The organism is Brevibacterium sp. 1718 (assembly GCF_051131255.1).
GTDB classification, from domain to species: Bacteria; Actinomycetota; Actinomycetes; order Actinomycetales; family Brevibacteriaceae; genus Brevibacterium; species Brevibacterium sediminis.
Genome location: NZ_CP186550.1, coordinates 3,246,972 through 3,262,110, shown reverse-complemented (window position 1 = coordinate 3,262,110; position 15,139 = coordinate 3,246,972). Strand labels below are relative to the sequence as shown.

Below are 15,139 nucleotides of genomic sequence, written 5' to 3'. Positions count from 1 at the left end.
CCTTCTATTCGCTGGTGGATTCGTCCTCGGACTCGGCGTTGATGCTGTCATCGGAATGGAAGTGCTCCAGGTCGACTGTACGAGCGGCGATCAGTTTCGACACTGCTTCGGTGAACAGGACTGTCGATGTTCCCTTCCCTCCTTCGCCGAAGTAGTGACGACGAAGATCGAGACGGGCCTCCGCAGCCGAATCCTCGGACAGAATCGCTTGGAACATCAGGTCCAAACCGTCGGCCGTCGTTCGGTCGATGATCGGAGTGGCGCGACTGATCGGCGCTTCGGCGTTGAGCGAAATGGTGTCATTGCGGCGATCCGTCAGTACAAGCGGCTTCTCGGGGTGCAGGTAGAGAAAGTCGAGCCCGACACTGGAGATATCGGTGACGAGCAGATCGACCGCGTCGAACATCGCGAGAATATCGCCCTGCATGAGCACCTGATGTTGCATGGACTCGTCTGAGATCGAATCGTTAGCCGCCTCGAGGAGTTCAAGGATCCGAGCGTTCGCTTCAGTCATTGCCGGGTCGTTGGATGTCTCAACTCGGGGATGCGGTTTGTAGATCACTCGGGCATTGGGAAACTGCAATGCCGCTTCGACGATCTGCGGACCGAAAAGATCGACGGACGTGTAGTTGTTGGATTCGTTCTCACCCTCCCACGTGGGCGCATACATTATGGTTCGCGCGTTTGAGGGCTCCAGCTCCACGGTACGCTCGATGTCGAGCTGTGGTCGTCCGACTTTGACGAGGGCGGACTCGTCGAAATCGATGAGTGCTCTGCGGTGCCGTTCGATGGCGGCGTCGCCGGCGACGAACACCTTGTCGTAGGACTTGGCTTGGTTGGAGACCATGCTCAGCTTGTCCGATTCACCGTGATTGACGTGTACATGCACCATCGGGGCGAAGGCCAGCGACTGGAAGTTCGTCATTCCGTTGTTGACATAGAGCGCCAACGTGAAGTCGTTGGCGTGATAAAAGGTGTGCAACGGGTCGAATTTGCGTTTGAACACCACGGGAAGGTTCGTGGTCTCAAGTGTCCGAAGCAGAGCGGAGCCTTTACGCATGACCAAGACGACCCTATGCGTTTTGTGGAGCTCCTCAAGCACGGGAATCCACTGCTCAAGCTGATAGAACTTCGAGCTCCGATCACCGAAATAGACCACCACCTCGGCCTTGACGTAGCTGCCGTCGTACTCGTCCTCGAGTCGGTTCCATCGCTCCGTGCCTCGAATCCATTGACTTGTGCTCTTCCAAGCACGTGAGCGAAGTGCGTTGCGAGCAACTGTGCGGAGGGGGTTCATTACGGTTCGAACTCCTCGTGTCTTGGGGGAACGGAGGTGCCGGCGTGACCCCGCAGGCGTCAGTGGCAGACCGATCCAGACTATCGTGATCCGCCCGATGGTAGGAACTTTTCAGCTCGGACACGGATGACAGCGGCCGAGCGCGCCAGCAAGTTCTGTGGCTGCTGAGCGAACTGCTAGGCTACCAACGTTAACTGGTGGTAAATGGAGCACGTCGGTAGTGCAATGCCGGGGCGCGTGAGGGGCATTCGTGATAGATGATCTGACTATTGAAAGAATCTCGTGGGAACGAGTGATTCTGACATTTGTCGTCAGGTTTTCCGGCGAAGCGCCTGACTCCTTCTTTCTTACACCGAACTCGCGTCCTTACGAAGTGGAGCTTCCGGTCCGGTCCGAGCCGATGGGGGAGGGGCGCTATCGGCTGACCATCAATGTCACGCAGTTCAATCGACGAGCACAGGTTCCCAACGGAACCTACTACCTCATCGCTCGCCGAGGCGAGGAGAACCACCCGGCCTCGTATCCGCTGAGAAGAGCCGAAGAACTCGGCGACGCGTCTCGAGCTTTCGTCTACAACAAGAACTTTTCTGCTTACACCGTGACGTTTGGCATTTCGGACGACGAAGCTGCTCCCTACTTCCTCATGCGAACCTACTCATTCGGTCGTTCCGGAAAGAAGCCGTCTTCGACCATGGCACGTTTGAAGTCGAAGGCTCGGAAAAGGTGGACGAAGACCAAACGGAAGGCTCTTCGGACTGTGTTCGCCATTTCCGCGCACAAACGGCCGTCTGACGGAAGCAATATCCTGTTCGCGTCCGAAGCCCGTCCTAATATGCAGGGCAATCTCAAAGCTGTCCACGATCGTATGCTCGAACGGGGTCTCGACTCTCAGTTCAAGTTCGGCTATTCGTTCCGTACGGGGCGAACGAGCAGCCGCCAGAGCGCTTTCGCCCTTGCTTGGGAAATGGGCAAAGCCAACACGATCCTCATCGACGACTACTTCGCCATCCTCAAAGATCTGGGGAATCGAGACGAGCAGAAGATCATCCAGCTCTGGCACGCTGGCAGCGGGTTCAAATCAGTGGGTTACAGCCGATTCGGGCAATATGGATCGCCGAATCTGAAGAACGCGCATCGTCTCTATTCCTACGCGATCTGCGGATCCCAGCATCTGCGCGACGTGTACAGCGAAGCGTTTGGAATCGAGCGAGAGGCTGTCATCGCAACCGGACTTCCGAGGATCGACGGGTTCCTGCGCGAGGGGCGTGCCGAGGAAGTCCTCGTCGACTTCGAGACTGATTTCCCGGCGGCAAAGGACAAGCGAAAGATCCTCTTCGCTCCCACATTCCGGGGCCGTGGTTCAGGCGATGCTCACTACGATTATGAACAGATCGATTTCCGCGAACTTTACAATTCTTGCGGTCAGGATACGGTCGTTCTGTTCCGTCAGCACCATTTCGTGCCGGATCCAGCACCCATTCCGGAGGAGTTCAGCGACCGGTTGATCGACGTCGCCGCATATCCCGATACGAATGACCTGATGCTGATCTCCGATGTACTCATCACGGATTATTCCTCTGTTATCTACGAGTACTCGCTGCTTGAGCGTCCGATGATCTTCTTCGCCTACGACCTCGACACGTATTCGGCAACCCGAGGCATGCACAAAGACTATCGCGAAGCTGCTCCCGGACAGATCGCCACTACATTCGATGAACTGGCCGAGCTCATCCGCGCGCCTGAACTGAGCAACAAGGAGACGAAGGAATTCGTCAAAGAGAATTTCGACTATGTGGACACTCACAATTCCGACCGGGTGATCGACTCCCTCATCCTCAGCGAGCCTGCTTCGGAACCGCAGGTGCCCACCGAAGGCGAAGAGCAAGAGATCACCGAACGTGTCGGTGAGGAAGATCCGGGTGCGCCCGGCCAAGAGGACCAGCTGAACGAGCCGACAGACAACGACTCCGAGAGCAGCTACAAGACCGAGGAAGAGGACGAAGAGAACCAATGGCAAACATCGCAGTAGTCTTCGCAGGAGGCGTCGGAGCTCGTATGGCGCACAGCTCCCGTCCGAAGCAGTTCCTGGAGATTCATGGCCGACCCGTGATCGTGCACACGCTCGACATCTTTGAGCAGCATCCCGAGATCGATGCCATTGCCGTGGCCATTCTTCCGCAGTTTCGGGAACACCTGGAACGCCTCGTCAAGCGGTACGAGCTCGACAAAGTGAAATGGATCGTGGACGGCGGATCGACCGGTCAGGAATCACGACATAACGCTCTCAAGGTCGTCGCCGAACACAACGACCCGGACAGCATCGTGCTCATCCACGATGGTGTACGTCCGCTCATCGACGCTGATCTTGTCTCGAGGAACATCGCCAGTGCACGCGAGTTCGGTTCGGCCGTCACATGCACCAAGATGACGGAAACCGTCGTCGTCGAAGAGGGCGAGGGAGTCAAAGAGGTCATTCCGCGGGACCCGCTGTGGACGGCCCAGGCTCCTCAGACATTCCCGCTCAAGGATGTCCTTGCCGGATACGATCGTGCTGTCGCCGAAGGTGAGAACGATTCCATCGATACCTGTACCTTGATGAACGGCTTTGGTTATGACGTTCATCGAGTGGAAGGTCCGCGGACTAACATCAAGATCACCACGGCCTCGGACTACTATGTCTGCCGGACGTTCCTCACCCTCATCGAAGACAGGGAGGCTTTCGGTGGCGAGTGAGGACCGCACAATCGCTTCCGACGCAGACTCCACGGACGTCGTTCTCTTCGATACACCTGTATTCGCTGACGACGTCGCCCGAATCGCTGCTGCAGAGTTGCCATGGGAGAAGTTCCGGAAGGCAGAGATTCTCGTCACCGGGGCCTCAGGCATGATCCCGATGTACATAGTGGGTTCGTTGCTGGCCGCGAACGACGCTTATGACCTCGGACTCCACGTCACAGGAATGGTCCGGAACCCGGCCAAGGCGGAGAAGCGCTTCGGATCTGCCCCTGACCGTTCTGACTTCACATTGCTAGCAGGCGACGTCATCGACACTCGCCGTTTCGAACGGAAGTTCTCAATTGTCTTCCACGGAGCCTCTCCGGCTCGTCCGAGTCTGCACAAATCATCGCCGGTGACCACGCTGAAGGCGAACACCCTCGGTACGATCAACCTTCTTGACGCACTAGTCGAAGCAGGCGGAAAGTCATTCGCTTTCCTTTCCTCGTCGGAGGTCTATGGTGCGGTCGCGGGCAGCGAACTCATAGGTGAGGACGACGAGGGAACACTCCAGCATTTCGCTCCCCGGGCCAGTTACTCGGAGGGCAAGCGAATCGCTGAGACCGCTCTCGCCGCATATGCGGACGAGTTCGGCATTCGGGGCCTCAGCCTGCGCTTCGGGCACATCTACGGCCCAGGCATGGCACTCGACGACGGCCGGGTACAGGCTGACTTCTTGGCAGATGTCGTCCGTGGACGCAATGTCCGGATGATGAGCGCTGGCGCTGCGACGCGGACTTATACCTATGTCGCCGACGCAGTGGAGGGGCTGTTCTTTGCGCATCTGCTGGGCGAAGAACAGGTCTACAACGTCGCCGATCCCTCAGGGAATATCAGTATCCGTGAGCTCGCCGAGACTTTTGCCGGGGCTCGACCTGAGATGAATCTCGAACTGGACTTCGCCAATCCAGAGGACGGCCGTTCCTACTCTCCAGTGGCTTCACTCGGTTTGGACTCGCGTCGGCTCAAGATGCTCGGCTGGGCTGCCACGACGTCGTTGTCCGAAGGAGTCTCCCGGACAATCAGATCGTTCGAGGATGGGCCCCTCGTCCGCAGATGAGTTTGCGGACGCACGGTCCGAACTTTGGATGGCGTTTCATGCCACAATCTCGATAATGGCGAAGTTCGCCCCGGTGATGAGGAGACCTGAACCACAATGAGCCCAACTCGAATCCTGCTGTTGACGAATCGTGATTCCGACAATGTCGGAGATCAGATCATCGAGGCCACGGTGATTTCGATTGTCAAAGGGGTGATGAAGAATCTCGGATTCACCGCTGACGATTTTGTGATCTCCAGTCGCGCTGCAGGCATCATCTCGAAGAGATATATGAAGACCAGAGATGAAGAGTTGCTCAAACCGGCGCGAGACGCCATCTCTGCTGCCGATCTGATCATCTTCGGCGGCGCTCCGCTGTTCAACTACAAGTATCAGAATTTCTATCTGCGCACTATCAGGACTCTTGAGCTAGCGCAGGAGTACGGTGTGCCCGTCATCTTCTCGAGCATTGGCGTCGAGGCGTTCGATCCGACAAACAAGAAATGTATCGCACTCAAAGAAGCTTTGGCGGTCCCCGTCGTCCGGCAGATCACCACTCGAGACGACGTCGAGTCATTGAGAAAGTACGTGGAAGGCACTGATATCCCGGTTGCACATGTGGCGGACCCGGCAGTCTTGGCCGACATCGTGTACCGGAAGAAACCGGAGCCGGCTCCCGCGCCGAAACCGGTGCCGTCTATACCAGTGCGAGCAAAACGCAAGCTCAAGAGGATCCTCCGTCGTGTTGTCGCATCTGCAAAGCCGTCGGCAGCTGATTCTGCCCCAGCGGTGAGCAGCTCGAAACCGACGGAGTCCACGGTCGCGGAAACCAAACCGAAGCGGATCGGGCTCGTGGTCACCCGCGCCGGTATCTTTGCCGACAACGGGATCGAGTTCTCGGAATCGGATCAACGCCGGTTCTGGTTGGACACCATGGCGATGCTCGAGGAGCGCGGTTACGACTATAAGCTCTTCACCACCGGCCACTTCTCTGACGAGGTGTTCCTCGACTCGCTTGTCAAGGACAAGGGCATTCCGATCGCACGAGCTGCGGTGACGGTGAATACGCCTGATGAACTATTGCGAGAGCTGAGGGCCTGTGACGGAGTCATCGCTTACAGGTTGCACGCCAGTATCACCTCCTTTGCCCTAGGCATCCCCTCAGTCGGCCTGTCATGGAATTTCAAGGTGCCGTACTTCTACGAGTCCGTTGGGTACCCGGAGAGAGCAATCGCATCGGAACGCTGGACTGCAGCCGACGTCGTGCCTGTGATCGAAGCAGCAATGGCTGAGGGCGTTAATAAGGACTACGAATTCCTCAAATCCGTGTACGACACGCTCTTCTCCGGAATCGGCAGTGTGGTTGCCCCAGAATCCGGAGCCGAGCCATTTGCGTTTGACGATCTCTGGGACGGCCTGCCTCGGCAGGTCGCGATCGGGCCCAAAGGCTATAGGGAGCGCGTCAACCGGAAGTTCCGTCGCACATACGAGAACTATCAAAAACTCGCGCTCAAAGCCCAGAAGGCCTGAACCCTGTCGCTCCAAGATAGAAAGTCCGTTCCAATGCCCAACACTGAAGTGCTGCTGCTGACCAACCGCGACTCGGACAACATCGGTGATCAGATCATCGAGGCATCGGTGATCAGTCTGCTGAAAGCGGTCGGGAGCAACCTTGGAATCGATCCGAAGTCGCTGACGATTCGGAGCCGAGCCGCGAGCATCATCAGCCGTAAGTACATGAGCACCCGAGACGAGTCTCTCCTCGAACCCGCGAGACGAGCCATTTCTCGCGCAGACGTGATCGTATTCGGGGGTGCTCCTCTGTTCAACTATCGCTATCAGAGCTTCTATCTCCGGACGATTCGAACCCTGGAGCTTGCGGCTGAATACGATGTTCCGGTGCTCTTCTCAAGCATCGGTGTGGAGCCGTATTCGGAGACCAACGAACGATCACAGCAGCTGAAGCAGGCTCTCCGTCTGCCCGTAGTACGGCAACTGACGACCCGAGATGACCTGGAGTCAGCGACAAAATATGTGGAGGGGACCCAGACTCCCACCGCGCTCGTTTCCGACCCTGCGGTTCTGGCGGACTCGGTATTCGGCGTCGATTCTCGGCCCGCTGAAAGTTCTCAGACAGATTCAGGCAGGTGCATCGGTCTGGTGGTGACCCGCGCTGGAATCTTCAAAGACAACGGCATCGATTTCAATGAAGCCGATCAGCGTCGATTCTGGCTCGACATCATCAGTCAGCTGGAGTCCCGCGGAGACGACTATAGGATCTTTACCACGGGCCACTTCTCCGACGAGATATTTCTCGACTCACTCGTTCGGTACCACGGAGTACCGAATAAGAAGGCAGCTGTCACCCTCAACGCTCCCGAAGAGCTGATCGCCGAACTGCAGAAGTGCGACGGAGTTATCGCTTACCGTCTGCATGCCAGCATCACATCATTTGCACTTGGAATTCCTTCGATAGGTTTGAATTGGAACTTCAAAGTGCCAGACTTCTATCGGTCTATGGGCTACCCCGAACGAGCGCTCGAGGATTCAGATTGGAATTCCGCAAGGGTTCTGGAAGCGCTGGACGTTGCCATGAGCGAAGGCGTTGCGAAAGACCCAGATACGCTGATGTCCGTCTACAGGACACTGTTCACTGGCATGAAAGGCATCGTTGCCCCGAATTCAGAGGCTGATGCCTATTCGCTCTCTGAATTGAGAGAGAAAATGCCGACCTACGCCGGGACGTCTCGGAAACAGTACCAAGAGAAGATGCGACGCAAGCTGCGACGCTCCTACGAGTATTACCAGCAGCGGATCAGCATGGATGTTGCGAAGACTTCAACGAAGACGGAAACGCCTGACTCGATTGGGAAGCGCGTAGTCCGTGGGTTGAGAAAAGTGCAGAAGCTCGTCACCCGATCGTGACCGCGAAAAGGCGTCTACCTGGGGTCAGGTGAATCGACATCTTTGCGCTGCCACCTGATATGCAGCCGAGCGATTCTCGAAGTAAAAGCGTGGTCCGCTTCTCGAATGATGTGTTCGAGAAGCGGACCACTCTTCTCACTTTGCCGACCTGAAACGAATCTCTAGACTGCCTGATGTGGCTCAGTCTTCGAGCTCAAGCCGCAACCGGCGAGTCTACTTGCCGTGCCGTGCATTGGAGATCTTTGTCCACGTGCGGATCGGGAGCATCTTCTGAAGCTTCTTCGCCGACTTCTCCGCGGCAATTGCTCGGGTCTTGGTTGCTTTCACACTAGTTTCCATGCGAGCCAGTTTGCGTTCGAGAGGAGCAATTCTCCGCTCCAGTGAAGCTACTTCCGCCGAAGCGTTCTTCGACTTCTTTCGAGTCTCGAAATCAGTAACGAGATAGTTCAACGCGGCTTCGATTTCGGTATCGCCCTGTTCCTTGGCGAACTCGAGATTCTCCTTCACGAACGAAAGGCTGTTCACCCCCGATATCTTGAGATTGCGGCTCGCGTCGGTAGAAATCTCGGAATCAAAAGTTTTGAACTCGGGCAGGTCTCCGCTCAGCGAAAGTGCCACCATAGTTCTTACACACTTGTCGCAGACTCCGCAATTGTATTTTCCGGTGTTCTGCCAGCACACGCGCAGATGTTCTTTGGCCGCCGGATACTTGGCCACACGTTTGGTCTTGTCGACCCTTGTGGATCCGGCACCGTCATGCACAACCGAAAGTCGGTTGCTCGACCACAGGTGGTCGAGCAGGGGATGTGAACCCCAGGCGAAAGTGTCGGAATAGGTGTGAGAGGCAGGGATCATCAACCGCCCGAACTGGCCACTCAGAAGGTGTCCGATCGATGACAAGGCTGCGCCATGAGTCAGAGTGGGCCACTTGCCGGCGCGATTGAGGAACCTGCGAATGTTCGTGGAGCCCTCGATGAGCTGTTTGCCCGTAAAATCGGCCACTTGTCGAAGGTGTGCGGATGTCGGCTCACGGACATCTGTCCGCGAAAGCGGGATGTCGAAGCCGTGCATGTACACGAGTGCGTCGATGTCGGACTCGTTCCGGATGAGAGTATCGAAGGAGTCGACTCCGCCGGTGAAACAGGAGACGGTCTTCTCAAGCAACGGAGCCTTGTCCTGCGCTCGTGGAGTGACTTCGAGACGGGCAGAAACCAACTGTTTGGGGTACCAGGTGCGAAGAATGTCCTGTGCGGCTTGTGAGTTGTAGATGAGCCGACTCGAGACAGGCTGATCCATCTCCAGTACGCCGTCGCTGCCGATCGCCAGGATCAAACCGATGATGAAAAAAGCGTCTGCGGCGGCCTCTTCGTCAGTCTTCGTGTCCTCAGGAAGCTGAAGCCATGCTTCGCCCTCTGCCGCCGGCATGGTGATTTCAGCGGAGACGTAGACACCCTCGTCATTGTCCTGAACCGCCACCGATCGGATACTTACCGCTCTGACCTCGCTTTGCATTTCAGTGCTGATGGATTCGCACTTATTCAGTAGTCCCATGGGAGTTTAACCCAGTGTTCATCCTCTCATTGTTCATTTGGGTTCCCGTGGCTTGTTGTGCTGCAGCCTCGCGCAGGTTCCTTCGGATTATCCGAGGGGCAGCGGGCCGAAGGCTGACAAGAGTGCAAAATCCGGTTCCCGCAGGCAGAAGACCGGATGGATAGTGGGCAAACTAGTCGAGCGCAGGAAACCGGAGGCTGAGGCTGCCGAACCTCGTCGCATACACCTCCAAATGGCCCAACGGCTGGGGTTCGAGGTCGCCGGCCCCCTTGATGCGGAGCCTGCAGGGATGGCCGGCGACTCTCAGATCGATCCAGAAGTCGATGTGCCCATGGTCGACGGCGGCGAAGTCATCCGCGTGAGCAGTCGTGACGACCTGAGTCTCGCCGTCGACCTGCTCAAGTCGGGCCGGCAGTCGACCGAATCGTCCGCCCTTTCTCTCGGTCCACGACAGCAGAGCCCATTCGGGACCGGATGCAGCATCTCCGCCGAGCACCACCCGCAGAGCCAATTCTCCATCCTCGATTCTGACGCTGGACAGGCGTGCGTTCCCGTCGACTTCGGCCGGTCGTTGCTTGTTCGATACTGCACGCGTCAGTGCGGCACCCCACAGTTGGGTGATCTTCTCCGGAGAGAAATCACCGACGCGCCGGATCGCGGCCTGTCTCATCTGCATCAGTTTCTGCTCGTCCATGGTGTGGAGGTCTTTGATTCGGCGGGCCATGGCATCGATATCACCGTCGGGGACGAGGAATCCGTCGACGCCGTCGGTGATGATGTCTGCAGGTCCGTATTTGATGTTGTAGGAGATGGGAATGCACCCGGCAGCCATGCTTTCGAGAAGAACCAAGGGCTGGCCTTCATATTCACTGGTGAGCAGAGTAAACGACGCCTGCTCGAACTTCTGCTTGGCGCGGGGGTCGAACCCTCTGAGAGCGATGGTGCCATGCGTGTCCAATTCCTCGATGAGAGTCTCCAGCGGCTCCTGCGCTTCGTCCGCTACTCCGTAGATATCGAGGATAGCGTCCGTGCCCGACTGCCTCGCACTGTGCACAGCGGTGATGGCGTGGTCGATCCGCTTGAGGAACGTGGTTCGGGCAAGCATCACACCAGTGCCCGGTGACCGTGGCTTGATCCGGCGCATCGGTGTCGCGGCAGTCATGTTCGGAAGAACCGCCGCATTGTCCATGATGTAGTTCAGATCGGTGAGGTCAGAGTGCTGTGACTGAGTGAGTACGGCGAAGAGATCGAAGCGATCGACATTCTTCAGCGCGGGCGTATAGGTCCATCCGAGCCTTTCCGAGCGCTTGGTCGGGTCAGCCGAATGTTTGCTGTGGATAGTCTGCACCAGGATGACGTTCTCCCGCTGGTACTGGTGAAGGTAGCGGGCCAGGGGAGGGCCGTCGTTGATGATGATCGCCTGCTCCGAGCCGATGAGCCAGTCGAACCATGCGAAGTAGAGTTCGTACTGCTCGTTCCACTGGGCGATGGGTCGACCACGTGTGTCGAAGATTGCAACGCTCTTCGTCTCGTTTTCGCCGCCGAGGCGGTAGCTGAAATACCGGGACCCGTCCTCCCTGAACCGATCGGACCGAAGCGTCTTTCCTGAATCATCCAGTTCTTTGATCTCCGGCTTTCCGTCGAAGTCGGGAAGCTTGGCGGGATCGATGGTGATTGACTCCGTCGAGTGAGACGCGATCTGCGCCAAGTCGTGCGGGGAGGCTCGCCTCAGGTCGGCCCACACACTGCGAACAGTGACCTTCTTGCCGATCCTCCCTTCGCCGCGCAACCGAGCGGTCAGAGCCTCCGGATCGTCGTTCCGCGGGGAGAGCGTCAGGATCTCGACGTGCCGACCGTCGAGTTCTGCGAATGCATCAGCTCTCTGCAGACACACACCGGTTCTGCCGCCGAACGTCTTCGGGATTCCGCCGATGAGTCCGTAGACAGTTGCCTCGGGCAGGTACTTCTTACGCCGTGAGAACATCGTTCCTCCACATCGTGCCCGGGCCGTTGCCCGCGGTCCTACAGAAGTTGATCGATGACTCGCGCTGCCGCGTGTCCGTCATCGTTGGGGGCGTACTGTTTCGCAAACGATCGCAGTCGTTCTCTGTCCTCTTCCGTCACCGAGGATGCTCTGTCGATTTCGGCGAACAGCGCTGCCGATGTTGTGGCCACCGGTCCAGGCAGCTCCGTTTCGTAGTCGAGATAGAAACCGCGCAGATTGTCCCGGTAGTTCTCGAGATCATAGGCAAAGAAGATGATGGGACGCTCGAGGACCGAATAGTCGAAGAACGACGAGGAGTAGTCGGTGACCAGCATGTCGCTGGCCAGGAAGAGCTCATTGATGTCGGGGAATCCGCTGACATCGATGATGTGGGCCTTCAGCTCCTCCGGTATTTCGAGCTTCGTATTAATGAGGAAGTGGGTGCGAACGAGGAGGGTGACGTCGTCGCCGAATCGTTCCACGAAGTCCTGCGGATCGAAGGGCCACTGGAATGCGAAGCGGCCTCGGGTTGTGGGCTGGTCATCGCGGAAGGTCGGCGCGTAGAGCACGACGGTGCGCTCCCGGGGTATCGAGAGACGACGGCGGACGCCGGCCCTGATCTCATCCGTGTCCGGACCTCTCAAGACGTCGTTTCTCGGGTACCCCAGTTCATAGACCTCGCCTGTGTATCCATAGGACGATCGCATTGCCTTGGTGGCGTAGGGCGACGGAGACACCAAGGCATTCCACTGTGCCGATGCTTCTTTGACACGGTCGACATACCCTGGATCGCGGCCGTAGAAATTGTCCTGGTCGAGGAACATCCGCTTCAGCGGTGTCCCGTGCCAGGTCTGGATGTACACGCCTTGATCCCTGCGGTGAATGTAGTTGGGGAAGTTGTGGTTGTTGATCCAGTACTTCGCCGTCGCGAGATGCCAGAAGAAGGCGGGGGAGTGACGCTTGACCACCGTTGTGTGCTGGTCGGTCACGGGAAGTCGCTTATGGTAGATCCACACCTTTCGTCGGGTGTCGCCCTGTCGGATGAGTTCCTCGTGGATTGCCCGAGGACTGTCGGCGTACTGCTTCCCCTGCCCGGTCTCGAAGACGATCGTCTGCTCGTCGAGCGGAGCCAGACGCATCAGCTTGTAGAGTCGCTTCATCACCGGCAGGTAGTACCTGTTTCTCCGCGCGACCCGGTAGACCGACTGTGCCGTTTCGCTTTGGACCCGATCGGCCATGGTGATATCAGGTTTCGTCGAGTTCTGAATCGCTTCGAAGATGCGCTCTCGGCTGGAGGTGTCTCTGTGAGCCAAGAACCTGTCGGCGCGCCTGCGGAAATCGGGAGCCATTGCCCCACCAGACTCATACGCACTCTCGACCGCGTCGAGGACCCGAGCCTCTTCGGCGACAACAGGTCCGGGGAATTCTGCCACCGGGTCCGCATGCGGTTGGGCGAAGCGGTGGTCGTCGAATTGGTAGTAGACGACGGGTTTGTGGAGGAACGCGAAGTCGAATGCGACGCTCGAATAGTCGGTGACGAGCATCGAGCTCTGTTTGAGCAGCAGCTGGACGTCGATCTCGCCTTGGACGACGATTCGGATGCCGAGGCCATCGAAGTGCGAACTGAACTGCTGCATGTTCGGGTGCAGACAGAAGATCGGTGTGAGATCGTACTTTTCGATCAGGGCGCGCAATCGGTCACTGGTCAGCAGGGACTTCCATCTCTGAAAATAGTCGGACTCGACGAAACGCTCTGGGTCCTGCAACCACGGACGCCAGGTCGGCATGATCATCAGCTGGTCGGGATTGACGTCGACGTCGTCTGCCAATAGTGCATCGAACCGGGCAAAGCCGGTCACTGCCACCTGCTCAGGGGCATAGCCGAAATCCTTGACGAAGAATTCCTTCTCTCGTTCGGAGCAGACGGTGATGAGATCGACGTCGAACCCACGCACGTATCGTCCGTAGTTGGGCACCATCCACTTGGCGGCGGTGACTCCGTGCTGCAGAAAGACCTTATCGGCCCGCAGCGCTCTCTCGAATTGTGGCTCCCTCGTCGGGTAGAGGAAGTCTGGGTGGTGGGTTCCGATGATCTTGTCGGCGGCAAGCGCCACTTGGATGTGGTCATGTGAACGGAAGTCGATGACGTTGTCGTAGCCGTCGAGGTTGACCCGTTCGGGGGAGTCCGGCTCGATGACGTAGTAGGCATCGACTTCGGGATGTTCGTCCCGCATGTATCGGAAGAACTGGAGTCCGTTGTCCTGTGCCTTATACGGCAGTTCGCCGATCAACCAGACGGGTTTGCGATCAGACGACTTCGGAGGATTCCAGGACCGCCGGTTTGCCACCAGACGATGCATATAGTCAAAGGCAGAGGCGTTGAAAGTCTCGAGGTGGAGTGACGGATACTTCGCCTTGAACGTGTAGTACGGAATGATGGAAACGGTCTTGTTGCCGGAGGACACTGTGCTGCCGGTGGTGCCGAAGCGGACCAGGTAACGGCTCTTCCCGATTCGCGCGCGCTTGGGCTCATCGCCGAGGACCGGGGCGAGGTCGAGGTACAAGTCGGCATTGTCGTCGCTGATCTCGTCGACGAGGTCGTTGAAGTCGAGAGCTGCGGAGAACCTGTAGTAGTTGAGTCCAAAGCGTCGTTCCGACAGCTCGTCATTGGGAGCGAGTTCGACGTCGGCAGTGGCACGGAATCCCGAGGTTCGGCCCACCACGACGAGGGTTGCGTCTGAGTATTCGGTTCCCCGTGCGATGACCCGGCCCTCGATTTCAAGCCTGCCGTCACGGATCGTCAGCCCCTCATTCCGAACGTCGGCAAAGGGGCGGTGAGGACGATCCACCTCGATGGCGATGTGACCATTGCGGTTGACCAGCGGATAGCAATCGCGGTAACCGACTCGACGGTAGGCGAGATTCTCAGTGCGAGTGCTTGTGGCTCGTCCGAGCCGGACCAAAGCGACAGTCGTGCCGTCGTTTGAGGTCTCGAGGGTGGAACTCGGCATCTCGTCCACGTCGTAGTCGGCATATTCGACGTAGAGTCGCAGGACGAATCCGGCTGTCTCATCACCATCGGCGCCTGGCGGCGGAGGCGAAGTCCAGTCGGACAGGTTCTCAATGAGTGAATCGAGGTCGATGGTCGCCGTTCGAACAGCCGCGCCACCGCTATCGTCGGCGTCGGAGTCCACCTCTTCCAGCGAGCCGATGCGGTGCAGATCCTCGTCATGTTCCACCCACAGTCCGCTCGGGACGACGGGTGAGGCTGGTGCGAGGTCGATGTGGAGCAGGTTCTGGGCCTGAACGAGGTCGAGCGAAGCCAGTCCGGCAGAGTTCACCGGTCCGGAGGCGGGAGTTCGTGCTGAGGTACGCGTCGCCTTCTTCAATGTCCGTCTGGCTGTCCCCAGAACTCTGATCGCCGAGCGGGCGAAGAGGTTCCTCAACTCCACTGTGGATTCCTCCAAAACATCGTTGTCGGGTATGTTCCACGCAGTCCCAGTCTAGGTCCACATCGTCCCATCCGGCAGGAGGCGATGCCGAATACATTCGACCGAAGTGGGAGAGC

General features: G+C 57.9%; 9 protein-coding genes. 5 read left to right on the top strand and 4 right to left on the bottom strand.

Going from position 1 to position 15,139, the window contains the following annotated elements; all coding sequences use genetic code 11:
* Positions 1–4: 4 nt before the first annotated feature.
* Positions 5–1,297, bottom strand: a complete 1,293-nt coding sequence (locus tag ACOZ9V_RS14630; RefSeq protein ID WP_181272148.1) for a CDP-glycerol glycerophosphotransferase family protein — start codon at positions 1,295–1,297, stop codon at positions 5–7.
* Between the two features lie 250 nt (positions 1,298–1,547).
* Here ACOZ9V_RS14630 and ACOZ9V_RS14625 point away from each other — a divergent pair, with 250 nt between their 5' ends.
* The 5 genes from ACOZ9V_RS14625 (at position 1,548) to ACOZ9V_RS14605 (ending at position 8,036) form a co-directional block, all read left to right on the top strand.
* Positions 1,548–3,326, top strand: coding sequence for a CDP-glycerol glycerophosphotransferase family protein (locus ACOZ9V_RS14625; RefSeq protein ID WP_229664207.1), 1,779 nt, complete (start codon positions 1,548–1,550; stop codon positions 3,324–3,326).
* Complete coding sequence (locus ACOZ9V_RS14620) at positions 3,308–4,030, top strand: IspD/TarI family cytidylyltransferase (RefSeq protein WP_181272147.1); 723 nt, start codon at positions 3,308–3,310, stop codon at positions 4,028–4,030. The genes ACOZ9V_RS14625 and ACOZ9V_RS14620 overlap by 19 nt, the downstream gene beginning before the upstream one ends.
* The gene (locus ACOZ9V_RS14615) at positions 3,972–5,132 is read left to right on the top strand and encodes an NAD-dependent epimerase/dehydratase family protein (RefSeq protein ID WP_258233376.1); all 1,161 of its coding nucleotides are present in this window, start codon (positions 3,972–3,974) and stop codon (positions 5,130–5,132) included. The genes ACOZ9V_RS14620 and ACOZ9V_RS14615 overlap by 59 nt, the downstream gene beginning before the upstream one ends.
* Before the next feature lie 96 nt (positions 5,133–5,228).
* Positions 5,229–6,641: a polysaccharide pyruvyl transferase family protein gene (locus ACOZ9V_RS14610; RefSeq protein WP_181272145.1), complete on the top strand. Its 1,413-nt coding sequence runs from the start codon at positions 5,229–5,231 to the stop codon at positions 6,639–6,641.
* 33 nt (positions 6,642–6,674) lie between these two features.
* Positions 6,675–8,036, top strand: coding sequence for a polysaccharide pyruvyl transferase family protein (locus ACOZ9V_RS14605; RefSeq protein ID WP_181272144.1), 1,362 nt, complete (start codon positions 6,675–6,677; stop codon positions 8,034–8,036).
* 213 nt (positions 8,037–8,249) lie between these two features.
* Here ACOZ9V_RS14605 and ACOZ9V_RS14600 read toward each other — a convergent pair whose 3' ends face one another.
* The 3 genes from ACOZ9V_RS14600 to ACOZ9V_RS14590 form a co-directional block, all read right to left on the bottom strand.
* Complete coding sequence (locus tag ACOZ9V_RS14600; protein WP_181272143.1) at positions 8,250–9,512, bottom strand: hypothetical protein; 1,263 nt, start codon at positions 9,510–9,512, stop codon at positions 8,250–8,252.
* Positions 9,513–9,759: 247 nt separating this feature from the next.
* On the bottom strand, positions 9,760–11,571 hold the full coding sequence (locus ACOZ9V_RS14595) for a glycosyltransferase (RefSeq protein ID WP_434591173.1): 1,812 nt from the start codon (positions 11,569–11,571) through the stop codon (positions 9,760–9,762).
* Between the two features lie 38 nt (positions 11,572–11,609).
* Complete coding sequence (locus ACOZ9V_RS14590; protein ID WP_229664206.1) at positions 11,610–15,023, bottom strand: CDP-glycerol glycerophosphotransferase family protein; 3,414 nt, start codon at positions 15,021–15,023, stop codon at positions 11,610–11,612.
* Between the last annotated feature and the right edge of the window lie 116 nt (positions 15,024–15,139).